Source organism: Sphingomonas aerolata (genome assembly GCF_023935825.1).
Classification (GTDB): Bacteria; Pseudomonadota; Alphaproteobacteria; order Sphingomonadales; family Sphingomonadaceae; genus Sphingomonas; species Sphingomonas aerolata.
In genome coordinates, this window is sequence record NZ_CP098762.1 from 2,791,475 (window position 1) to 2,815,185 (window position 23,711).

Consider the following 23,711-nt stretch of genomic DNA (forward strand, 5'->3'; position numbering starts at 1 on the left):
CTCCAACTCCCCTGCTTTAGCTTTCCGGTCCTGGCCCTCTCCGCCGTCATCCTGACGGAAGTCAGGACCCAGGGTTACGCGCGCCGCGCTGCTTGGCTCTGGATCCTGACTTTCGTCAGGATGACGGGTTGGGGGGTGGGGCGTGGGTCGTTGCCGAGTAGCGGGGCTTGGCTTTGCGCAGCTTCGGTTTGCGCTGGTCAATCGCTGCCTGCTCCGCGCCGCGCCCCCGCCCCGCCCCGCCCCGGCCTGCTCTGAGCCCCGCCACCGCCGTCATCCTGACGAAAGTCAGGATCCAGGGTTACGGGCGGTGCGCTGCTTGGCTCTGGGTCCTGACTTTCGTCAGGATGACGGGTGGAGGTGGATGTCGGTGTTCGATGCCCGGCATTGCGCTGCCCGGCTTGGCTTGGCTTGGCTTGGCTTGGCTTGGCTCGGCTCGGCCCACCTCGGCCCAGCCAAGCGCGGCTCGCCCCGCCCCCCCCCCCGCGCTGCCGCTCGCAGGCGCACGAACCGCGCGGCGGTGGGGCGGTATTATTCCCTGACGAATCGGGGAGGCGTCGCCTAAGGTCGGGGGATGGCATTACGGCTCGACAATCAGGGTTTCAGCGACACACTCGTCATTCTCGGCGCGGCGGGGCTGGTGATCCCGGCGTTTGCGCGGTTCAGGGTCAGTCCGGTGATCGGGTTCATCCTGGTCGGGCTGCTGGTCGGGCCGGCGGGGCTGGGTTCGCTTACCGGGGCGGTGCCGTGGCTCTATTACCTGACGATTTCCAACCCCGAGGCGATCGAGCCGTTCGCCGAGTTCGGGATCATCCTGCTGCTGTTCTCGATCGGGCTCGAGCTGTCGTTCCGGCGGCTCTGGTCGATGAAGCGGCTGGTGTTCGGGACGGGGGCGGCCGAGCTGATCGGGTCGGCGATGATCATCGCGGTCGCGCTGCATTTCATCGGGCAAGGCTGGGCGGGCGCGATCGGGCTGGGCTTTGCGCTGGCGCTGTCGTCGACCGCGCTGGTGCTGCCGCTGGTCGGGACGACCGGCGCGGTCGGGCGCGGGGCGTTTGCGATGCTGCTGTTCGAGGATTTGGCGCTGGTGCCGCTGATCTTCGTGCTGGGCGCGCTGGCGCCGACCGCGACCGCGGACGGGTGGAGCAACCTGGCAGGCGTCGCCTTGCGCGGCGCGGCCACGGTGGTGGCGATGTATGTCGGCGGGCGGCTGATCCTGCCGCGGCTGTTCGGGCAGGCGGCGCGGACCAAGAGCCCCGAGCTGTTCCTGGCGGCGTCGCTGCTGGTGGTGATCGTGGCGAGTGTCGCGACGACCGCGGCGGGGCTGTCGCCGATCGTCGGCGCGCTGCTCGCCGGGCTGCTGATCGCGGAGACCGAATATCACAGCGAGGTCGAGGTGATCACCGCGCCGTTCAAGGGGCTGGCGCTCGGCGTGTTCCTGATCACGGTGGGGATGAGCCTCGACCTGCGGCTGATCGCGCAGAACTGGCCGTCGCTGCTGCTCGCGGTGACGGGGGTGGTGGCAACCAAGGCGGTGGTGACGTTCCTGTTCCTGCGCGTCGCCAATTCGCGGCGCGGGGTGGCGGCGGAGACCGGGCTGCTGATGGGCAGCCCGTCCGAGACGACGCTGATCGTGCTGGCGACCGCGGCGCAGGCGCAGCTGATCCTGCCATCGACCGCGAGCTTCTGGCAGACGGTGACCGCGATCGGGCTGACGATCACGCCGCTGCTCGCCAAGCTCGGCCGCACCGTGTCGCGCCACCTGGAGAGTCGCACGGTCGCCGATGCGGGCGATGTCGAGATCGACGAGGAGGGTCCGGGGACGGTGGTGATCGGCTTCGGCCGGGTCGGGCGGATGGTCGCGGACATGCTCGCGGTGCACGGCCAGCGCTATGTCGCGGTCGAGGCGGATATCGACTCGGTCGAAGCCGCGCGGGCGCAGGGGCATCCGGTGCTGTTCGGCGACGTCGCGCGGCCCGAGCTGGTCGACCGGCTGAAGCTGGATACCGCCAAGGCGCTGATCCTGACGATGGACGACCCGGTGCTGACGGTGCGGCTGGCGCGGCGGGTGCGGCTGCTGGCGCCCAATTTGCCGATCGTCGCGCGCGCGCGCGATACCGCGCATGCTGCCGAGCTGTACCGCGCGGGCGTGACCGATGCGGTGCCCGAGACGCTGGAGAGCTCGCTGCAGCTGGCGGAGGCGGTGCTGGTCGACCTGGGCGTCGCGATGGGGCCGGTGATCGCGTCGATCCACGAGAAGCGCGACGAACTGCGGCAGGAGATCAAGGCCGCGGCGGACATGCTGGTCGAGCCGCGGGTCCGCAAGGCCAAGCGGACGCCGCGGAAGGTCTAGCGCAGGGCGTCAGGCGTCGGTGAGGGTGAAGTCCCTGAACCGTTCGCGGAGCGCGGTTTTCAGGAGTTTGCCCGTTGCGGTGTGGGGCAGTTCGTCGACGAAGACGATCGCGTCGGGGAGCCACCATTTGGCGACGTGCCGGGCCAGGTGATCGCGGATCGCGGTGTCGGTGACGGTGCTGCCGGGCTTGCGGACGACGATCAGCAGCGGGCGCTCGTCCCATTTGGGGTGGTGGATGCCGATCGCCGCGGCCTCCGCGACGCCGGGGCAGCCGATCGCGGCGTTTTCGAGATCGACCGAGCTGATCCATTCGCCCCCCGACTTGATGACGTCCTTCGACCGATCGGTGATCTGCATCGTGCCGTCGGTGTGGAGCATCGCGACGTCGCCGGTGTCGAACCAGCCCTCCGCGTCGACCGCGTCGCTGTCCGCGCCGAAATAGCGCTGCACCACCCAGGGGCCGCGGACCTGGAGCGAGCCGGCGATCGAGCCGTCGCGTGGCAGCACCTGCCCCTGATCGTCGACGATGCGCAGTTCGATGCCGAAGGGGACGCTGCCCTGCTTGGTGACGAGATCGAGCTTCTCGTCATGCGTCATCATGTCCCAGTGCGGCGGCGCGAAGCCCGCGGTGCCGATCGGCGAGGTCTCGGTCATGCCCCAGAGATGCTTGACCGACGCGCCCATGGTCATGATCCGGTCGATCATCGCGCGCGGTGCCGCGGCGCCGCCGATCGTCACCAGCTTCAGATGCTCGGGCGCCTCGCCAGTCGCGTCGATATGCCCGAACAGCGCGAGCCAGACGGTCGGCACGCCCGCCGAATGCGTGACATGCTCCTGGTTCATCAGCCGGCACAGCACGCCCGGATCGTTGATGGCCGAATAGACGACCTTTGCCCCCGACAGCGCGCAGGCGAAGGGCAGCCCCCAGGCGGCGGCGTGAAACATCGGCACGACCGGCAGCACGACCGCGCTGGGGGACAGATCGAACACCCAGGGCGCGACCTCCGCCATCGCGTGGATCAGCGTCGAGCGGTGCGTGTAGAGCACGCCCTTGGGATTGCCGGTGGTGCCGCTGGTGTAGCAGAGCATGCACGGATCGCGCTCCGGCCCCTCGACCCAGGCATAGTCGCCATCCTGCTCGTCGAGCAGCGCGCGGAAGCCGTCGGGGCCGAGATCGTCGAAACAGACATAGTGCCGCACGCTCGACCATTGGCCGCGCAGCCGGTCGACGATGGGTTGGAAGGCCTTGTCGTAGAGCATCACCCGGTCTTCGGCGTGGTTGGCGATATAGACGAGCTGTTCGTCGAACAGCCGCGGGTTGATCGTGTGGATCACCCCGCCCATCCCGATCGTGCCATACCAGGCGATCAGGTGGTGCGCGTGATTCATGGCCAGCGTCGCGACCCGGTCGCCCGGACGGACGCCAAGCTTCTCAAGAGCTTGCGCGAGCTTCTTCGCGTCGCGTGCGATCCCGGACCAGTCGGTGCGGGTCTCGCGGCCGTCCGCCCAGTAGCTGACGATCTCGCGCCGGCCATGTTCGCGCGCGGCATGGTCGATCAGCCGGGGGACGCGAAGCTCGAAGTCCTGCATTCCACCCAGCATTCCCGCTCTCCCAAGCTGTTTATCCGACGAGAGCCAGCCGCGTTTCTGAGGTCTTGAGCTCCACCTTTGTCACACCGTGCAACGACTCGATGTGCTCTGCAAGCTCGCCGTCGAGCAGGAAATCGCGGCCGAGCAGGATGCTGACCTCGCCGTCGGGGAGCATCGCGCGGACCCGCACCTCACCGCGCGCGCCGCGGTGATCGGCGAGCAAGGACGCGAGCCCGGCGAAGGCGGCCATGTCCGAGATGGTCACGACGACCTGGAAGCGCGCAATGTTGGCGAGCCCCTCGAACGGCTGGATCCGCTTGATGCTGACGCGCGGCGTGTCCTCGCCGGGCTTGCGGTCGAGCTCGACGGTGATGAGCCCGCAGCCGCCCGCCTTGGCGGCGTCTTCCAGATCCTTCGAGACCTGATCGTCGAAACAGGTCGCCATGAACTGGCCGCTGGCGTCCGAGCATTGCGCCATCATGAAGCGCTTGCCGCGCGCGGAGGTGCGATAGCGCGCATCCTCGACCAGCACCGCCATCGTCGCGCCGGCGCGGCTGCCGTCGTCGGGAATGTTGAGCTCCGACAAGGCGGTATAGGCGCGCGCGCCGTGGCTGTTGGCGATGTGGCGGTGGCGGTCGACCGGGTGCGCGGAGAAGTAGAAGCCGAACGCCTCCTTCTCCTGATCCATCCGCTGGCTGAGCGTCCAGCGGACCGACGGCGGCAGCTTGATCGCGTCGCCCGCGGGTTCTGCATCGCCGAACAGACCGCCCTGCCCGCTGGTCTTGGCGGCGTGGGTGCGCGCGGCGATCGCGAGGATCGTCTCGGCGGTGGCGTGGATCCCGGCGCGGTTGGGCTCGAACCCGTCGAACGCGCCCGCGGCGGCGAGCGTTTCGAGCTGGCGCTTGTTGAGCAGGCGCGGGTCGACGCGCTTGGCGAGATCGTCGAGCCCGGCAAACGGGCCGTTCTGGACGCGCTCGACGATGAGCTTCTCCATCGCGCCTTCGCCCACGCTCTTCAGCGCGCCGAGCGCATAGCGGACCGCCAGATTGTTTCCCCGCGAAGGCGGGGACCCAGTCTGGGCACCCGCCTTCGCGGGTGAACTGTCTTCTTCCTCGGTGTCGGGCAGCACCTCGACGTCGAACTCGGCCTGGCTCGCGTTGATGCAGGGCGGCAGCGTGGCGATGCCCAGACGGCGCATGTCGTCGGTGAAGATCGCGAGCTTGTCGGTCTGGTGCAGGTCGTAGCACATCGACGCGGCGAAGAATTCGTGCGGGTGATGCGCCTTCAGCCACGCGGTCTGGTAGGCGAGCAGCGCATAGGCGGCGGCGTGGCTCTTGTTGAAGCCGTAGCCGGCGAACTTGTCGATCAAGTCGAACAGCTCGTTGGCCTTCGCCTTGGGGATGGCGTTCACCTTCGCGCAGCCCTCGACGAAGATCGCGCGCTGTGCGTCCATCTCGGCCTTGATCTTCTTGCCCATCGCGCGGCGCAGCAGATCGGCGCCGCCGAGCGAGAAGCCCGCGAGGATCTGCGCGGCCTGCATGACCTGCTCCTGATAGACGAAGATCCCGTAGGTCTCCGACAGGATCGATTCGAGCGCAGGGTGCGGATATTCGATCGTCTCGGTGCCGTTCTTGCGGCGGCCGAACGACGGGATATTGTCCATCGGGCCCGGTCGGTAGAGCGAGACGAGCGCGATGATGTCGCCGAAGTTGGACGGGCGCACCGCGGACAGCGTGCGGCGCATACCCTCCGATTCGAGCTGGAACACGCCGACCGTGTCGCCCTTCTGGAGCAGCGCGTAGACGCCCGCGTCATCCCATTCGAGCGCGTCGAGATCGACCTTGATCCCGCGCTTGGCGAGCAATTGCACGCCCTTCTGGAGCACCGAGAGCGTCTTCAGCCCGAGAAAGTCGAACTTCACGAGCCCTGCGCCCTCGACATATTTCATGTCGAACTGCGTGACGGGCATGTCCGAGCGCGGATCGCGGTAGAGCGGCACAAGCTGGGCCAAGGGCCGGTCGCCGATCACCACGCCGGCGGCGTGGGTCGACGAGTGGCGCGGCAGCCCCTCCAGCTTCATCGCCAGATCGAGCAGCTTTCGCACGCCATTGTCGTTGGCATATTCCTTGGCGAGTTCGCCGACGCCGTTCAGCGCGCGCTCGAGCGTCCAGGGATCGGTCGGGTGGTTGGGGACGAGCTTTGCCAGCCGGTCGATCTGGCCATAGCTCATCTGCAGCACGCGGCCGGTGTCTTTCAGCACCGCGCGCGCCTTCAGCTTACCGAAGGTGATGATCTGCGCGACCTGGTCGCGGCCGTATTTCTCCTGGACGTAGCGGATCACCTCGCCGCGGCGGGTTTCGCAGAAGTCGATGTCGAAATCGGGCATCGACACGCGTTCGGGGTTCAGGAAGCGCTCGAACAGGAGCCCCAGCTTGATCGGGTCGAGATCGGTGATGGTCAGCGCCCAGGCGACGACCGAGCCTGCGCCCGAGCCACGGCCGGGACCGACCGGAATGTCATGGTCCTTCGCCCATTTGATGAAGTCGGCGACGATCAGGAAATAGCCCGGAAAGCCCATCTGGACGATCACGTCGACCTCGAAGGCGAGCCGCGCGCGATAGACGTCGCGCCAGCCGTCCTCGGCCTCTCCGTGGAGTTCGGTGATGCGCGCGAGACGCGCCTCGAGCCCGGCCTCGGCATCGTCGCGGAGCAGTTTCGCCTCGCCTTCGATATCGCCGGCGAGGCTGGGGAGGATCGGCTTGCGATAGGGCGCCATCACCGCGCAGCGCTGGGCGACGACGAGCGTGTTGGCGATCGCCTCGGGCAGGTCGGCGAACATCTCGTGCATCACCGGCGCGGGCTTCATCCACGCTTCGGGGCAGCTGCGGATGCGGTCCTCGGTCTCGACATAGGTCGAATGCGCGATGCAGAGCATGGCGTCGTGCGCATCGCCGAACGCGCTCTCGGTGAAGCAGCACGGATTGGTCGCGACGAGCGGCAGGTTGCGCTCGTACGCGATGTCGATCAGCGCGTCCTCGGCGGCGATCTCGGTCGCGTCGCCGCGGCGCGACAGTTCGATGTAGAGGCGGTCGCCGAACAGCCCCTCGAGGCGGCCGAGATAGGCACGGGCGCGGTCGGGCTGGCCCTCCGCGAACAGCCGGGCGAGACCGCCCTCGCCGCCCGCGGTCAGTGCGATCAGCCCGTCGGCATGGCGCTCGAGCGCGGCGAAATCGACATGCGCTGGCATCTCGATCGGGCGGTCGAGATGCGCCATCGAGACGAGTGCGCAGAGATTGTCATAGCCCTTCGCGTTCTGCGCATAGAGCGCGATCCAGTCGAACGGGGTGGCGATGCCGTCGGGCATGTCGGGGCGGCTGAGGCCGAGCATCACGCCGATGACCGGCTGGACGCCATCCTTCTTGGCGGCGTCCGAATAGGCCATCGCGGCGTAGAGCCCGTTGCGGTCGGTCAACGCGGCGGCGGGGAAGCCGAGCGCGCGCGCCTGCTTGGCGATCGCCTTGGGATCGATCGCGCCGTCGAGCATGGTGTAGCAGGAAAAGACGCGGAGCGGGACGTAACCGGAATGCATGGGTGAGAGGTAGGCGTTGCGGCGTGATTCGACCAGACGCGATGGCGGGGGGTGCGGGGTGGGACGGGATGAGTTGAGTCTGTGTGTGTGGGTTTTTGGTTCGAGGCTGTTCTCCCGCGAAGGCGGGAGTCCAGTCTGGGCCCCCGCCTCCGCGGGGGAACAGTCTTGTGGTGCGGGTGCTGCCTATAGTTACCACCCCGGCGGAGGCCGGGGCCCAGTTGGTGGGCGTTGCTGACTGAGGTCTGCGCTGCGTTACTGTGGCCTCTCCAACTGGGCCCCGGCCTTCGCCGGGGTGGTCCGGAAGGGAGCGGGACGCCGGGCTGGGCCCCCGCCTTCGCGGGGGAACATCCTTGTGGTGAGGGTGCTCCCCACAAGCACCTCCCCGGCGGAGGCCGGGGCCCAGTTGGGGGACGTTGCTGACTGAGGTCTGCGCTTCGTTACTGTGGCCTTTCCAACTGGGCCCCGGCCTTCGCCGGGGTGGTAGGAAAGGAGGTGGGAGTCCGGGCTGGGTCCCTGCCTTTCCGGGGGAACAGTCTTTTGGTGCGGGTGCTGCCCACAAGCACCTCCCCGGCGGAGGCCGGCGCCCAGGTGGGGGACGTTGCTAACTGAGGTCTACGCTTCGTTACTGTGGCCTTTCCAACTGGGCCCCGGCCTTCGCCGGGGTGGTCCGGAAGGGTGCGGGACGCGCCGGGCTGGGTCTCTGCCTTTGCGGGGGAACAGTCTTTTGGTGCGGGTGTCGCCCACAATTACCACCCCGGCGGAGGCCGGGGCCCAGTTGGGGGACGTTGCTGACCGAGGTCTGCGCTTCGTTACGGCGACCTTTCCAATTGGGCCCCGGCCTTCGCCGGGGTGGTAGGAAGGGCGCGCTAGAGCAGTTTTTCGATGTCGGTGCGGATGTCGGCGGGTTTGGTGGTGGGGGCGTAGCGGTCGACGACCTTGCCGTTGCGGTCGATCAGGAACTTGGTGAAGTTCCATTTGATCGCCTTCGACCCCAGCACGCCGGGGGCGTCGGATTTCAGGCGGTCGAACAGCGGGTCCGCCTCGCCGCCGTTGACGTCGACTTTCGCAAAGACGGGGAAGGTCACGTCGTAGGTGAGCGTGCAGAAGTTCGCGATCTCCGCCGCGTCGCCGGGTTCCTGCGCGCCGAACTGGTTGCAGGGGAAGGCCAGCACCTCGAACCCGCGGTCGGCATAGTCGCGGTGGAGCGCCTCGAGCCCTTCATATTGCGGGGTGAAGCCGCATTTGGAGGCGGTGTTGACGATCAGCAGCACCTTGCCGGCATAGGCCGCGAGCGACGCGGGGGTGCCGTTGGCGGCCTTCACGGTGAAGTCGGTGATGGTCATGCGCGGTCCTCGTGTCGGGCGAGCAGATAGGTCAGGTTCTGACGGACGCCCGGCCATTCGTGCGACAAGATGCTGTAGACGATGGTGTCGCGCAAGCGGCCGTCCGCCATCACCTGATGCCCGCGCAGCACGCCGTCGCGTTTCGCGCCGAGCCGCTCGATCGCGGCCTGTGAGCGCTTGTTGAGGCTGTCGGTGCGGATCTGGACGCATTCGCAGCCGAGCGTGTCGAACGCGTGGGCGAGCAGCATCCGCTTGGCCTCGGTGTTGACGCCGGTGCGCTGGACCGCGGTGGCGTAGAAGGTGCCGCCGATCTCGAGCCGCCGGTTGGCCGCGCTCATCCGCATGAAGCGGGTGCTGCCGCGGACGATGCCGTCCACCACCACCGCGAAGACCCGCGCGCGGCCAAAGTCCTGCTGCTCGAACGCCGCCGCGAGCCAGCGATCGGGCGCCTTCATCAGCGCGACATTGGCGTAGAACAGGTCCCAGAGATTATCCGCAGACGCGGCGGCAACGAGCGCGTCCTTGTCCTCCGCGACCAGCGGGCGGAGCGTGACATGACGCCCGACGAGCGTCGGTGTCGCGTCCCAGCTCAAGCCAGCCGGCCCTCGTGCAGCCGGAACACACGGTCCATCCGCGCGGCGAGCCGTTCGTTGTGGGTCGCGACCAGCGCCGCGGTGCCCTGTTCGCGGACCAGCCGGACGAATTCGGCAAAGACGATGTCGGCGGTATGCTCGTCGAGATTGCCGGTCGGCTCGTCCGCCAGCACCAGCGCGGGCTTGTTGGCGAGCGCGCGGGCTACCGCGACACGCTGCTGCTCGCCCCCTGAGAGCTGACTGGGGCGGTGCGTGAGGCGGTGGCCGAGCCCGAGCTGGGTCAGGAGTTCGGCCGCACGCGCATCCGCCTGTGCGCGCGTCGCGCCGTGGACGAGCTGTGGCAGGACGACATTCTCGGTCGCGTTGAAATCGGGGAGGAGGTGATGGAACTGATAGACGAAGCCGAGGCTGTCGCGGCGTACCACCGTGCGGTCATGCGCGTTGAGCTTCGACGCCTCGGTACCGGCGATCTTGATCGATCCCTGGAAGCCACCTTCGAGCAGGCCGACCGCCTGGAGCAGGGTCGACTTGCCCGAGCCCGAGGGGCCGAGCAGCGCGACGATCTCACCCGGTGCGATTCCGAGGTCGATGCCGCGCAGCACGTCGATCGTCGCGCCGCCCTGCGTGAAGCTTTTGGTCAGACCGCTGGTCTGCAGGACATAGTCGTACGCCTGCGCGCTGCGCCGCTCGATCGGAAGGCCATTATTCATAACGCAGCACCTGCACTGGGTCAGTACTCGCCGCCTTCCAGGCCGGATAGAGCGTGGCGAGGAAGCTGAAGATCAGCGCCATCAGCGCGATCACGATGATCTCGACCGGATCGGTCTTCGACGGGAGTTCGGTCAGATAGCGGATCGAGGGATCCCAGAGATTCTGCCCCGTCACGAGCTGGACGAAGTTCACGACGCCCTGCCGGTAGAACAGGAAGACGAAGCCGAGCCCGAGCCCGGCGAGCGTGCCGAGCGCGCCGATCGTCGTGCCGACGACGATGAAGATCCGCATCAGCCCGCCGCGCGTCGCACCCATCGTCCGGAGGATCGCGATGTCGCGCGTCTTGGCGCGGACCAGCATGATCAGCGACGACAGGATGTTGAACACCGCGACGAGGATGATGATCGACAGCACGGTGAACATCGCGACGCGCTCGACCGCCAAAGCCTCGAACAGCTGCGCGTTCATCGTCCGCCAGTCCTGGATGACCGCGCGGCCGCCGATCTTCTCGGCGAGCGGCCTCAGGATCTCGCCGACCTTGTCCGCATCGACGGTCTTCAGCTCGACCATGCCCGCGGCATCGCCCATCAGGAGGAGCGTCTGCGCATCCTCGATCGGCATGATGATATACGCCTTGTCATAGTCATAGACGCCGATCTCGAAGATCGCGCCGACCTTGTAGCTGACGATGCGCGGCACGGTGCCGAACGGCGTGGTCTGCCCCTGCGGGCTGAACAGCGAGATGTCCGAACCGACCTGCGCACCGAGCGACTCGGCGAGCCGCGAGCCGATCGCGATCCGGCCGGAGCCTTGCGTGATCGACTGGAGCGACCCCATCAGCACCTTGTCCTGGATCGTCGAGTTGCGGCGGATGTCGTCGACGCGCATGCCGCGGACCAGCACCGCCTCCGCGCGGCCGTTATAGGTGGCGGCGAGCGGCTGTTCGATCAGCGGCACCGCGCTGGTGACGCCGGGGGTGGCGCGCGCCTGTGCGACGATCTCGCGCCAGTCGGGCATCCGGCCGCCGAGCGGCTGGACCACCGCATGGCCGTTGAGCCCGACGATCTTGTCGAACAGCTCGGCGCGGAAGCCGTTCATCACGCTCATCACGATGACGAGCGCGGCGACGCCGAGCATGACGGCGACCAGGCTGATCGAGGCGACGAGGAAGATGAACGCCTCGCCCTTGCCCGGCAGCAGATAGCGCCGGGCGATCATCCGTTCATAGCGTGACAGGATCATGGGTGCGGGGGTTCGATCGTTAGAAGAGATGTCCATCGGCTCTAGGACGCGGCCCCGCGCGAGGCAACCATGGCCGCGTCTGGATTGGTCTGTTGCGGATTCGACACAGCCCCCTGCCAATCGTGTGGCGCGCCCCGCAAACAGGGTGACAAACACCACGCAATTACTTAGCAAAAACCTCGCTGAGACACAGGCAACGGCCGTGGTTCGGGGAATGCTTTGACGCCGCACCGAAGGTGCAGAGCGGAAGCGACAAAATGGGGGCTGACGAGCGATCGTCACGCAGGCGCCCGGATCGGAAACGGTCCGGGCGTTTGCTTGTCCGGGCCATTTTCCTTACAACGAATACACTATTCGCCGCTCCCGGAACCCCCGAAGTGCAACAGGCACCGGACGAAGAGTGGGAGCTTCCAATTCTCACCCTTCGCCCGGATCTCTCTTTATAGCAGATAGAGTAGAGCAGCGTTTGTGAACCGTATCAGAACGAGCGCGAGATCGTGACGCCGTACGTGCGCGGATCCCCCGGCTGGCCGACGACCAGCCCCGTGCTGCCCGATTGCAGCGCGAGCAATTCGTAATAATCCTTGGCGAAGACGTTGCGGACCCAGGCGAAGACGTTCAGCCGGTCCTCGCCGCGGAAGCCCAGCCGGACATTGCCGAGCGCATAGCCCTTGATGTTCGTATAGGCCGAGGCGGACGGGTTGGACGAGAAGGTCGAGCGATAGCTGCCGTCATAGCCCAGATACACCTGGCCATCGAGACCGCCGATCCGCGCGGGCAGGTCGTACTCCGCGCCGTAGGAAAAGGCCCATTTCGAGATGCCGGGCAGACGCTGGCCCGATATGTCGCAGTTTGCGGGGCTGATCCCGCCCGGGGTCCCTGCCGGGCTTGGGATCTGGCCCGCGGTGGCGGTAGTGCCGCCCGACAGCTCGGGCGGGCATGGCGCATCGACGAAGCGGACATATCTGGCGTCGGTATAGGCGCCGTTGACGTAGAGGTTGAAGCGCGACGTCGGGCGGAACGCCGAGTCGAATTCGAACCCGCGCGTCCGCACCTTGCCCGCATTGGCCAGATAGCCGCGTAGTACGCCCAGCTGGCCGTTGGTGACGGTCGCCTGGTAATCGTTGATCTCGGTCCAGAAGCCCGCGAGGTTGAGCGTCACGCGGCGGTCGAGAAACTGCGTCTTGAGTCCCAGTTCGTAATGGTTGACCGTCTCGGGCTTGACCGTCGCCGAGGCGAGGATCGGGTTGTTCGCGCCGTCGAGCGGGAGCCCCGACAGGTTGATGCCGCCCGATTTGTAGCTGCGTGCATAGGTCGCATAGGCGTGGATGTCCTGAGCGACGTCATAGGCGAGCGTGGCGTCGCCCGACACGTTCCAGTCGTCGAAGGCGGGGGTGTAGACCTGTGGCGCGAGCGTGCTGCACCGGTCGCGCGTGACCGAACTGGCCGCCTGCGCGGTGGTCGAACAGTTGAGCACCGCCCCCGCCCCCGCCCCCGTCCCCGTCGTCACGACCGAGACATAGGAGCCGGTCTTCCTGTCGTAATTGACGCGCAGGCCCGGGGCGAAGGAGAGGGTGTCGGCGATGTGCCACGTCACCTTGCCGAACCCGGCCGCGGACGTGTTCTTGAAGCCGATCGTGTTGGTCGCGGTCAGGCCGTCGAGCACCGCGGGGTTGGATGCGTTCGCGCTGGTCGGGTTGAGCAGATAGCGGCTGGCGGCGGCGCCCTGGACCTGGAGCCCCTGCGTGTCGATCGTCTGGTGGAAGTAGAACAGCCCGGCGACGTAATCGACGGTGTTGCGGCCGTTCGACGAGAGGCGGACCTCCTGGCTGACCTGTTCCTGCTGCGACGGGTTGGCGGAGACCGAGGTGATCGGCAGGCCGATGAAGTCGCGGTCGTTCGACGGCTTCCAGTCCCAGACGCGCCATGCCGAGACCGAGGTCAGCGACACTGGTCCGAGATCCCATTCGGCGAGCAGCGCGGCGCCGCCCAGCTCCTGCCGTGCGCGCAGCGGGGTGTCGAGATCGGTCACGCGGTCGAACGCGTCGCGCGACGGCGGGGTGTAGTTGAGCGCGGCGGCGAGCGCGTCATATTGCCGCGACACGGGCCGCTGCGTGGTGCCGACGCGTGCGAAGATCTGCGCGCAACAATCGGGGTTCTGGTGATTATAATCGCCCGACAGCGTGAGATCGAGATTGCCGGTCGCGTGCCAGAAGAGCTGGCCGCGCAGACTCTGATTGTCCTGCGCGTTGACGTCCTTGCCGGTGCGGAGATTGCGGATCGTGCCGTCGCGCCGGGTGATCGACGAGGACAGCCGGATCGCGAGCCTGTCGTCGACCAGCGGGCCCGACACCGACGCCTTGGCCTGGACGAAGCGGAGATTGCCGGTGGTGAGCTCGATCCGCGCCTCGGGGGTGAAGCTGGGCTTGCGCGTGTAGATGTTGATCGCGCCCGCGGTGGTGTTCTTGCCGTAGAGCGTGCCCTGCGGCCCGCGCAGGATCTCGATCCGTTCGGTGTCGGTGAAGTCGAACGTCGCCGACGCGATGCGGCTGTAATAGACCTGGTCGACATAGATGCCGACCCCCTGTTCGATGCCGTCATTGGTAAGGCCGAACGGCGCGCCGAGCCCGCGGATGTTGGCGGCGGAGTTGCGCGGGTTGGTCGAGTAGAATTGCAGCGTCGGCTGAAGCTGCGTGATGCGGTTGACGTTGTACGCGCCGGTGTCGGCGATCGCCTGGCCGCCGATCACCGACATCGCGATCGGCACGCTCTGGATCGTCTCCGCGCGGCGGCGTGCGGTGACGACGATGTCTCCCCCGCCCTGCTGTGCCGCGCCGAGCCGGCCGGTGTCGCGCTGTGCGTCCTGCGGCGCGGGTGCGGCCTGATCGGCGGGTGTGGGCAGCGGTGATGCGGCCGCCTGTGCGGCGACCAGCATCGCGAAAATATGGGCCATAATCGTCTCCCTTGAACCTTGGCGCTAAAAGTCCATTGATTTGGTGGGATTTCAATCGGGAACGGCTTTGCGGGCGCAAAGCTGCGCTATCGGGGGCCTGGAAAAAATCTTGGCGGGGCGATCTTGAAGGTTTTTGCGGGGTGACCAGATCACTGCCGCACGGCGCCTGATGGGCCGTGTGCCCGGGCCGCGCATAGGCGGGCCAGGGCTGAAGTTGGATTGCTCAAGACGAGGATTTGACCATGCGACTCGACCTTACCCCCTATCGCCGCTCGACCGTCGGGTTCGACCGGCTGTTCGACATGATCGAGACGAACGCGCGCGGCGCGACGTCCGACAATTACCCGCCGTTCAACCTCGAGCGGATCGCACAGGACCGTTACCGCATCACACTGGCGATCGCCGGCTTCTCGCGCGACGAGATCGCGATCACCGCGCAGCAGAACCTGCTGCTGGTCGCGGGCAAGAAGGAGGAGCGCGCGCCCGAGGGCCAGCTGCTCCATGTCGGCATCGCCAACCGCTCGTTCGAGCGGCGGTTCGAGCTGGCGGACTTCGTGCTGGTGGAGGATGCGCGGCTGAACGACGGGCTGCTCGTGATCGACCTGGTCCGCGAAGTGCCCGAGGGGATGAAGCCGAAGAGCATCGCGATCAAGACCGGCGCGCCGCTGGCTGCGGTCGATACGGTTGCTGTCGATCAGGCTGCCTGATTTTTGGTCAGCGCGGTGGGGCGTCCGGATCCTTGGGGTCCGGGCGCCTTTTTTGTGTCTGGGGTTCGGCGTTTAGAAGAAATTTGTTCGCGCGGAGGCGCGGAGGCGCGGAGATTTTCCTGGCCGCGTTGCGGCCCTCATGAAATCCTGCGCGAACCTGAGTGAGGCTGGCTGCGATAGGCCACGAATGCACTCCGCGTCTCCGCGTCTCCGCGTGAACACATTCTTCTGTTCGGATCGGGCGCAGCGAGTTTTGTTCGCGCGAAGGCGCGAAGGCGCTAAGATTTTGGGTCCCTTTGCGCCTTTGCGCCTTCGCGTGATCGATATTTCGCCCTTGCGGGCGCCCGTGAGGGCGCCCGGTCGAGTCAGACGAGGCGGCTCTGTTTGACCGCGGCTTCGATGAAGCTGGCGAACAGGGGGTGTGGGTCGAAGGGTTTGCTTTTGAGTTCGGGGTGGAACTGGACGCCGACGAACCAGGGATGGTCGGGACGCTCGACGATCTCGGGCAGCGTGCCGTCGGGCGACATGCCCGAGAAGACCAGACCGCCCTGTTCGAGCACGTCCTTGTACCCCGTATTCACCTCGTAACGGTGACGATGGCGTTCCGAGATGTCGGTGCCGCCATAGATCGCCGCGACGACGCTGTTGCCGTCGAGCTTGGCGTCATAGGCGCCGAGCCGCATCGTGCCGCCGAGATCGCCCTCGGCCGCGCGCGTCTCGAGACCCTCGCGGCCCATCCATTCGGTGATCATGCCGACCACCGGCTTGTCGGTCGGGCCGAATTCGGTCGACGAGGCGTCGGGCACGCCGCCGAGACCGCGCGCGCCCTCGACGCAGGCCATCTGCATCCCGAAACAGATCCCGAAATAGGGGATCTTGCGCTCGCGCGCGAACTTGACCGAGGCGATCTTGCCCTCCGCGCCGCGTTCGCCGAATGCACCGGGGACGAGGATCGCGTCGCAGGGCTCGAGCTGGCCGGCGATGTCGCTCTCGGCATTCTCGAACAGCTCGGCGTCGATCCAGCGGACGTTGACCTTGACGCGGTTGGCGATGCCGCCATGGACCAGCGCCTCGTTGAGCGACTTGTAGGCGTCCTGCAGGCCGACATATTTGCCGACCACGCCGATCGTGACCTCGCCCTGCGGATTGGTCAGCCGGTCCATGATCTCGGTCCAGCGCGACAGGTCCGGCGCGGCGGCGGGTTCGATCCCGAACGCGCGCAGCACCTCGATATCGAGGCCCTCGCCGTGATATTGCAGCGGCACCGCATAGATGCTCTTCGCGTCGAGCGCGGGGATGACCGCGCTGGCGGGGACGTTGCAGAACAGCGCGATCTTCGCGCGCTCCGACGGCGGCAGCGGGTGTTCGCAGCGGCAGACGAGCACGTCGGGCTGGACGCCGAGGGCGGCGAGTTCGCGGACCGAATGCTGGGTCGGCTTGGTCTTCAGCTCGCCCGCAGCGGCGATATAGGGAACCAAGGTCACGTGGATGCTGATCGCCTTGCCGCGCCCTTCCTCGTTCTTCAGCTGGCGAATCGCCTCGATGAAGGGGAGCGATTCGATGTCGCCGACGGTGCCGCCAATCTCGCAGAGCACGAAGTCGACATCGTCGGTCTCGGCCCGCGCGAACGCCTTGATCGCGTCGGTGACGTGCGGGATGACCTGCACCGTCGCGCCGAGATAGTCGCCGCGGCGTTCGCGGGCGATGATCTGCTGATAGATGCGGCCGGAGGTGACGTTGTCCGACTGGCGCGAGGGCACGCCGGTGAAGCGTTCATAGTGACCGAGGTCGAGATCGGTCTCGGCGCCGTCGTCGGTCACATAGACCTCGCCGTGCTGATAGGGCGACATCGTGCCGGGATCGACGTTCAGATACGGATCGAACTTCCGGATCCTGACGCTGTAGCCGCGTGCCTGGAGGAGGGCGGCAAGCGATGCCGCCATGAGACCTTTACCGAGCGACGATACCACGCCCCCGGTGATGAAAATGTACCGAGCCATGGGAAGAGTCTCGTAGCGTGTGTTGGGGACGAACGACAAGCGCCCGCGGATCACGCAGGGCGCTTTTGTCGGCGAATGGAGTGTTTAGCGGGCGAGCGGGACCGCGCCATTGTCGGCAGGCGCCGGTGCGGCGGCGCCGGCATTCTCTGCACCACCGGCGAAGGGTGCCGCATCGCCCTTGGGCTCCGCGGTCGGAACCGCGGTGGCGGCGGCGGCGGGCGTGCGGGCGAGCGACGTGTCGATGTCGGTGCTGCGGTGATTCGCCGCGAGGATCGCGAGCAGGATCGAGAACAGCACGAACATCGTCCCCAGCACGCCGGTTGCGCGCGTCAGGAAATCGGCGGCGCCGCGGGCCGACATCAGCCCCGAGGGACTGCCGCCCATGCCCAGACCGCCGCCTTCCGACCGCTGCATGAGGATCACGGTGACGAGGGCGGCCGCGATGATCGCGTGGATGACAAGCAGGAAGGCGAACATTGCGCGGAAAACCCCGGAACTTTTACGAAGCCGCGCACATAGGCGAGCCGGCGGCAACGATCAACCGCATCCCGGGCTCCGGATATCGCACGCGACACCGAAACACACGGAAACAAGCCGTGCGGGCGGGCGTTGTGACAGCGTAATGACGTTCCTTAACGGGACGTAGACCCTGAAATTCAGATGGCGGATCAACGCTGTGGCATCAATGGCAGTCAATACTCTATCGACGTGGATGACGGCTCTGGTCGATTATGTCCGTTCGGGTGAACCGGATCTGACCAATCGCCAGATGGCGCTTTTGCTGCTCGTCTATCTCAAACCCGGCCCGCATACGGTGCGCGGTCTGGCGCGTGCACTGAACGTATCGAAGCCGGTCGTCACGCGCGCCTTGAACAGATTGGGTGCCCTCGGCTATCTGCGCCGGCAACGCGACGATAGCGACAAGCGCAACATCTTCGTCGCGCGGACGAGTGAAGGGGCAGATTTTCTTGAAGAATTCGGGCAGTTCATCGGCGATAACGACGCCGCGCCCCGCGCCGCGACAGCCTGACGGCGTCATTCAGCCGCGTGATTCTGCCGACTCGCGTCGCCAGAGTTTCGCGCTGACCGGGCGTTCGGTCGATCTCGACCTGCGCACGCACGCGGTCCGCCGCGACATTGCCGACATCCGCCTCGCCGAGCATGTCTTTGCGCCGCATTATGCGGTGCCGATGATCCGGCTGGTCGCGCGCACCGCGACGCTGCGCGCGGGCCGTGACACGGCGAGCGAGACGGTCACCGCGCTGGCGGTCGGCGACACGATCGAAGTGCTCGAGATCGCCGGATCGTCCGCCTGGGGGGTCGCGCAGCCGCACGGGCTGGTCGGCTATGTCGAGATCGACGCGCTCGACCTGCCGGACAGTAAGGCCGTGGCGGCATGACCGCGACGGTGTTCATCGATGGTGCGGCGGGCACCACCGGGCTCGAGATCCGCGACCGGCTCGCCGGGCGGTCCGACATCCGGATCGCGTTGCTCGACGAGGCGAACCGCAAGAATCCCGCGGCACGCCGCGCGGCACTCAACGATGCCGATTTCGTCATCCTCTGCCTGCCCGACGACGCCGCACGCGAAGCGGTCGCGCTGATCGACAATGACCGCACGCGGGTGATCGACGCATCGAGCGCGCACCGCGTGGCGCCGGGCTGGACCTATGGGTTCGCCGAGCTGCCGGGCCAGGCGGCGCGGATCGCCGCGGCGACGCGGGTGTCCAACCCCGGCTGCTATCCGACCGGCTTCCTTGCGCTCGTAGCCCCGCTGGTCGCGGCCGGGCTGCTGCCGGCGGGCCATCCGCTGAGCGTCAACGCGACATCGGGCTATTCGGGCGGCGGCAAGGCGATGATCGCCGAGTTCGAGGGGGCCGGCGCCACCCCGACCGCGTTCCGCGCCTATGCGCTGGGCCTCGCGCACAAGCATATCGCCGAGATGACGCAGCATGCCGCGCTGACGCATGCGCCGATCTTCGCGCCCGCGGTCGCCAACACCTATCGCGGAATGGTCGTCGAGGTGCCGTTGCACCTTCATGCCCTGCCCGGCCGACCAACGCTGGCGGCGGTCGAGGACGTGCTGCGGCACGCCTATGACGGCGCGGCGCTCGTGAGCGTGGCGGCGGGCGATGCGGCGGCGATCGCGATCGAGGAAAATGCCGGAACCGACCGGTTGACGTTGCGCGTCTGCGGCAACGATGCGACCGGTCACGCGCGGCTGGTCGCGACACTCGACAATCTGGGCAAGGGCGCCGGCGGCGCCGCGGTCCAGAACCTCAACATCATGGCCGGGGTCGACCCGGTCGCCGGTCTGGTTTCGTAAGACCGACTGACCCAGGAGCTCTCATGCACCGTAATCCCGTAGCCAAGCTGCTCCTGTTCGGCGCCACCGGCGATCTCGCGCAGCGGATGCTGTTGCCCTCGCTCTATGGCCTGCACGCCGACGGGCTGCTGCCCGAGGGGCTGACGATCACCGGCGCGGCGCGTCACGATCACGACGACGCAGCGTATCGCACCTTTGCGAGAGCCGCGCTCGACGAGTATCTGAAGGACGATCGCAAGGATGCGGGGACGATCGACGCGTTCCTCGAGCGCGTGCATTACCAGCCGACCGACCTGTCCGATCCGGCGAGCTTCCAGCCGCTGGCGGACAAGATCGGCGACATTTCGGGCGGGCTCGCCATCTATCTGTCGACCGCGCCGTCGCTGTTCGAATCGGCGATCGAAGGGCTGCACAAGGTCGGACTGGCGGGCGAGACGGTCCGCGTCGGGCTGGAAAAGCCGCTCGGCTATGACCTGCCGACGAGCCGCGAGATCAACGACGCGGTCGCCAAGGCGTTTCCCGAGAACCGGACCTACCGGATCGATCATTATCTGGGCAAGGAAACCGTCCAGAATATCCTGGCGCTGCGCTTCGGCAACTCGTTCTTCGAGCCGGTGTGGAATGCGCAGGGGATCGACAACGTCCAGATCACGATCTCCGAGACGGTCGGGCTGGAAGAACGCGCGGGCTATTACGAGAGCGCGGGCGCGCTGCGCGACATGGTGCAGAACCATATCCTGCAGCTGCTCGCGCTGATCGCGATGGAGCCGCCGGCGCGGTTCGAGGGCACTGACGTGCGCGACGAGAAGTCGAAGGTGTTCCGATCGCTCCGGCTGATCAAGCCCGAAGAGGCGCCGCACGTCACCGTGACCGGGCAATATGCCGAGGGCGCGGTCAACGGGAAGTTCGTGAAGAGCTATTCGGAAGAGCTCGGCCAGACGTCGACCACCGAGACGTTCGTCGCGATCAAGGCGCATGTCGACAACTGGCGCTGGCAGGGTGTGCCCTTCTACCTGCGCACCGGCAAGCGGATGGCGGCGCGCGGCAGCGAGATCGCGATCCAGTTCAAGGCGGTGCCGCATTCGATGTTCGCAGGGCGCGGCGGGCTGCTCCAGCCCAACATGCTGATCATCCGCCTTCAGCCCGAAGAGCATGTCCAGCTGCTGGTGATGGCCAAGGAACCGGGTCTCGACCGCGAGGGCGTGCGGTTGCGCGAGGTGCCGCTCAACCTCAGCCTCGACGCCGAGTTTGCGGGCACGCGCCGACGGATCGCCTATGAGCGGCTGCTGCTCGACCTGATCGAGGGCGACCAGACATTGTTCGTGCGACGCGACGAGGTCGAGGCGCAGTGGACCTGGATCGATGCGATCCGCGAGGGCTGGAAAGCGAACGGAATGAAGCCCAAAAGCTATCCGTCGGGCAGCTGGGGCCCGTCCGCCGCGATCGCGCTGACCGAGCGCGACGGCGTGACCTGGCAGGACGACTGAGCATGTTTTCCTCCGTTCGTCCCGAGTAGCCGTCGAGCTTGTCGAGATGGCGTATCGAGGGATCGGCCCGGTTGTGGCATTGTACCTCGATACGGGCTCTCGGCTTCGCTCGATCCCTACTCGGCACGAACGGGACTGGTTGGTACGAACGGGCCGCTGAGTAGGAACGGGACTGCTGGGTGCGAACGGGACTGGCGGACACGACCTGAACTGTTGGGCACGAACACTAATTTCTAAGTGAGTTTGAGCATATGACCGAGATCGAATGGTGGGATTACGAGGACACCGAAGAGCTCGCAGCCGCGGTTGCCGGCGACATCCAGTTCGTCATCGAGAGCGCGCTCGACGCGCGCGGCTCGGCGGTGATCGCGCTGGCGGGCGGCAAGACGCCGATGGCGGCGTATGAGAAGCTCGCCCAGGCCAAGCTCGACTGGAAGAAGGTCACGATCATCCCCGGCGACGAGCGGATCGTGAAGCTGGGCGATCCGATGTCGAACGTCACCGCGCTCGCCAAGATCTTCCTGCCCAAGGGTGCGCGGGTGAAGCCGATCGTCCCCGATGCGATCTCCGACTACAAGGCCGCTGGCCGCTCGGCGGATGCGCTGATGCAGGACCTGCACTGGCCGCTGGACTTCTGCCTGCTCGGCATGGGCACCGACGGCCATACCGCGTCGATCTTCCCCGGCCCCGATTTCGACGAGGCGCTGAGCGGTCCCAAGGAACGCCGCGCGGTGGGCGTGATGCCCGAGCCGCTGCCCCCCGAGGCGCCGGTCGCGCGCGTCACCCTGTCCGCGGCGGCGATCGCTTCGTCCAAGGCGCTGATGATCATGATCACCGGCGAGGAGAAGAAGACGCTGCTCGAACAGGCGATCGAGCAGGGTCCGTCGTCCAAATATCCGATCGGGCGCGTGCTGGCCGAGGTCGAGCTGCCCGTCGACATCCACTGGGCCGCCTGAGATGCTGAACGCCGTCGTCTCCGCGGTCACCGACCGGATCATCGAACGGTCACGCGACAGCCGCGCCGCCTATCTCGCGCTGATCGACCGCGAGGGCGAGGCGCAGGTGCGCCGGCCGTCGCTGGGCTGCGCAAATCTCGCGCACGCCTATGCGGGAACCGAGGAGGACCGCGATGCGATGAAGGCCGATGCCGGCATGAACATCGGCATCGTGACGGCGTATAATGACATGCTGTCGGCGCATGCGGTCTATTACCGCTATCCCGAACTGATGAAGGTCTGGGCGCGCGAGGCCGGCGCCACCGCGCAGGTCGCGGGCGGCGTGCCGGCGATGTGCGACGGCGTGACGCAGGGCTATCCGGGGATGGAGCTGTCGCTGTTCAGCCGCGACACGATCGCGCTGAGCACGGCGATCGCGCTGAGCCACGGCACGTTCGAGGGCGCGGCGCTGCTCGGCATCTGCGACAAGATCGTGCCGGGGCTGCTGATGGGCGCGCTGCGCTTCGGGCATCTGCCGATGGTGCTGATCCCAGGTGGGCCGATGCCGACCGGGCTGCCCAACAAGGCCAAGGCCGCGGTGCGCGAGAAGTTCGCCGAAGGGCTGGTCGGCCGCGAGGAACTGCTCGAGGCGGAGATCGGCGCCTATCATTCGAAGGGCACCTGCACCTTCTACGGCACCGCCAATACCAACCAGATGATGATGGAGGTCATGGGCCTCCACATGCCGGGCGCGGCGTTCGTCAATCCGGGCACGAAGCTGCGCCAGGAACTGACGCGCGCGGCGGTCCATAGGCTCGCCAAGATCGGGGCACGCGGCGACGACTACCGGCCGCTCGGCCGCTGCGTCGACGAGCGGGCGATCGTCAATGCGGCGGTCGGCCTGCTCGCGACGGGCGGGTCGACCAACCACCTGCTCCACGTCCCCGCGATCGCGCGTGCGGCGGGGATCGTGATCGACTGGGAGGATTTCGATCGCCTGTCGGCCGCGGTGCCGCTGATCGCACGCGTCTATCCCAACGGTTCGGCGGACGTGAACGCGTTCGAGGCGGCGGGCGGCATGCCCTATGTGATCCGCGAACTGCTGGGCGAAGGGCTGCTCCACGGCGACATCATGACGATCGGCGGACAGGATCTGTCGGCCTATGCGAAGACCGCGGTCGTCGCGGACGGCGCGCTCGAATGGCGCGACACGCCCGACAGCGGTGACGAGACGATCCTGCGCCCCGCCACCGCGCCGTTCTCGGCGGATGGCGGCATGCGGATCCTCGCGGGCAATATCGGCCGCGCGTGCATCAAGGTGTCCGCGGTCGAGCGCGATCGCTGGATCGTCGAGGCACCGGCGATGGTGTTCGACGACCAGCTCGACGTGATCGAGGCGTTCAAGCGCGGCGAGCTGGAAAAGGACGTCGTCGTCGTCGTCCGCTTCCAGGGGCCGCGCGCCAACGGCATGCCCGAGCTGCACAAGCTGACCCCGCCGCTGGGCGTGCTGCAGAATCGCGGGTTCAAGGTGGCGCTGGTCACCGACGGCCGCATGTCGGGCGCGAGCGGCAAGGTGCCGTGCGCGATCCATTGCTCGCCCGAGGCGCTGCTCGACGGCGCGATCGGGCTGATCCGCGACGGCGACATGATCCGCGTCGATGCGGTCAACGGCACGCTGGAAGCGCTGGTCGATGCGGACGTGTGGGCGACGCGCGAGATGGTGACGCTGCCGCCCGCGGTCAGCGGCATGGGCCGAGAGCTGTTCGGCATGTTCCGCGGGCTGGCCGACGAGGCCGAAAAGGGCGCGTCGGCGATGCTGGCGGGCGCGGGGCTTTAAAGCCCGCGCGAACCGTTCGTTCCGGGCGATGTCCTTCGACGTCGCTCA

At 67.2% G+C, this 23,711-nt stretch carries 17 protein-coding genes; 8 read left to right on the forward strand and 9 right to left on the reverse strand.

The genetic code is table 11. The features are described 5' to 3' along the window. Positions 1-571: 571 nt before the first annotated feature. Positions 572-2,350: a cation:proton antiporter domain-containing protein gene (locus NEF64_RS12595; protein WP_056405628.1), complete on the forward strand. Its 1,779-nt coding sequence runs from the start codon at positions 572-574 to the stop codon at positions 2,348-2,350. Positions 2,351-2,359: 9 nt separating this feature from the next. Here the strand turns inward: NEF64_RS12595 and NEF64_RS12600 are convergent, their stop codons facing one another. The 7 genes from NEF64_RS12600 to NEF64_RS12630 form a co-directional block, all read right to left on the reverse strand. After that, positions 2,360-3,952, reverse strand: coding sequence for a long-chain fatty acid--CoA ligase (locus NEF64_RS12600; RefSeq protein ID WP_252573808.1), 1,593 nt, complete (start codon positions 3,950-3,952; stop codon positions 2,360-2,362). Positions 3,953-3,971: 19 nt separating this feature from the next. Continuing rightward, entirely contained in the window at positions 3,972-7,529 is a 3,558-nt protein-coding gene (gene dnaE, locus NEF64_RS12605) for a DNA polymerase III subunit alpha (RefSeq protein ID WP_056405626.1), read from the reverse strand. Positions 7,530-8,395: 866 nt separating this feature from the next. Beyond that, positions 8,396-8,872: a glutathione peroxidase gene (locus NEF64_RS12610; protein WP_192070122.1), complete on the reverse strand. Its 477-nt coding sequence runs from the start codon at positions 8,870-8,872 to the stop codon at positions 8,396-8,398. Further along, the gene (locus NEF64_RS12615; RefSeq protein ID WP_056405624.1) at positions 8,869-9,465 is read right to left on the reverse strand and encodes a GNAT family N-acetyltransferase; all 597 of its coding nucleotides are present in this window, start codon (positions 9,463-9,465) and stop codon (positions 8,869-8,871) included. The genes NEF64_RS12610 and NEF64_RS12615 overlap by 4 nt, the downstream gene beginning before the upstream one ends. Further along, positions 9,462-10,175, reverse strand: a complete 714-nt coding sequence (locus NEF64_RS12620; RefSeq protein WP_056405623.1) for an ABC transporter ATP-binding protein — start codon at positions 10,173-10,175, stop codon at positions 9,462-9,464. The genes NEF64_RS12615 and NEF64_RS12620 overlap by 4 nt, the downstream gene beginning before the upstream one ends. Beyond that, positions 10,168-11,418, reverse strand: a complete 1,251-nt coding sequence (locus NEF64_RS12625; RefSeq protein WP_031396032.1) for a lipoprotein-releasing ABC transporter permease subunit — start codon at positions 11,416-11,418, stop codon at positions 10,168-10,170. The genes NEF64_RS12620 and NEF64_RS12625 overlap by 8 nt, the downstream gene beginning before the upstream one ends. Positions 11,419-11,896: 478 nt before the next feature. Beyond that, the gene (locus NEF64_RS12630; RefSeq protein ID WP_056405622.1) at positions 11,897-14,371 is read right to left on the reverse strand and encodes a TonB-dependent receptor; all 2,475 of its coding nucleotides are present in this window, start codon (positions 14,369-14,371) and stop codon (positions 11,897-11,899) included. A gap of 242 nt (positions 14,372-14,613) precedes the next feature. Here NEF64_RS12630 and NEF64_RS12635 point away from each other — a divergent pair, with 242 nt between their 5' ends. Further along, the gene (locus tag NEF64_RS12635; RefSeq protein ID WP_252573810.1) at positions 14,614-15,078 is read left to right on the forward strand and encodes an Hsp20 family protein; all 465 of its coding nucleotides are present in this window, start codon (positions 14,614-14,616) and stop codon (positions 15,076-15,078) included. Between the two features lie 365 nt (positions 15,079-15,443). Here NEF64_RS12635 and NEF64_RS12640 read toward each other — a convergent pair whose 3' ends face one another. Both NEF64_RS12640 and secG read right to left on the reverse strand, forming a co-directional pair. Further along, entirely contained in the window at positions 15,444-17,078 is a 1,635-nt protein-coding gene (locus NEF64_RS12640; protein ID WP_031395051.1) for a CTP synthase, read from the reverse strand. Between the two features lie 84 nt (positions 17,079-17,162). Then, positions 17,163-17,555 carry a preprotein translocase subunit SecG gene (gene secG, locus NEF64_RS12645; protein WP_031395050.1) on the reverse strand — a complete coding sequence of 131 codons (393 nt, stop codon included), beginning with the start codon at positions 17,553-17,555 and terminating at the stop codon, positions 17,163-17,165. 235 nt (positions 17,556-17,790) lie between these two features. On the opposite strand from secG, the gene NEF64_RS12650 reads away from it, so the two are divergent. The 6 genes from NEF64_RS12650 to edd all read left to right on the forward strand — a co-directional run bounded on the left by NEF64_RS12650 (position 17,791) and on the right by edd (position 23,663). Continuing rightward, positions 17,791-18,108, forward strand: coding sequence for a MarR family transcriptional regulator (locus NEF64_RS12650; protein ID WP_031395049.1), 318 nt, complete (start codon positions 17,791-17,793; stop codon positions 18,106-18,108). Beyond that, positions 18,047-18,478: a hypothetical protein gene (locus NEF64_RS12655; protein WP_235516291.1), complete on the forward strand. Its 432-nt coding sequence runs from the start codon at positions 18,047-18,049 to the stop codon at positions 18,476-18,478. The genes NEF64_RS12650 and NEF64_RS12655 overlap by 62 nt, the downstream gene beginning before the upstream one ends. Further along, on the forward strand, positions 18,475-19,404 hold the full coding sequence (gene argC / locus NEF64_RS12660) for an N-acetyl-gamma-glutamyl-phosphate reductase (RefSeq protein ID WP_056405620.1): 930 nt from the start codon (positions 18,475-18,477) through the stop codon (positions 19,402-19,404). Before NEF64_RS12655 ends, argC begins: the two co-directional genes overlap by 4 nt. A 23-nt stretch (positions 19,405-19,427) precedes the next feature. Continuing rightward, positions 19,428-20,891: a glucose-6-phosphate dehydrogenase gene (gene zwf, locus NEF64_RS12665; protein ID WP_037528659.1), complete on the forward strand. Its 1,464-nt coding sequence runs from the start codon at positions 19,428-19,430 to the stop codon at positions 20,889-20,891. Between the two features lie 251 nt (positions 20,892-21,142). Then, positions 21,143-21,847: a 6-phosphogluconolactonase gene (pgl, locus tag NEF64_RS12670; RefSeq protein WP_031396120.1), complete on the forward strand. Its 705-nt coding sequence runs from the start codon at positions 21,143-21,145 to the stop codon at positions 21,845-21,847. Position 21,848: 1 nt separating this feature from the next. Then, positions 21,849-23,663, forward strand: a complete 1,815-nt coding sequence (gene edd, locus NEF64_RS12675; protein WP_031440817.1) for a phosphogluconate dehydratase — start codon at positions 21,849-21,851, stop codon at positions 23,661-23,663. Positions 23,664-23,711: the final 48 nt, after the last annotated feature.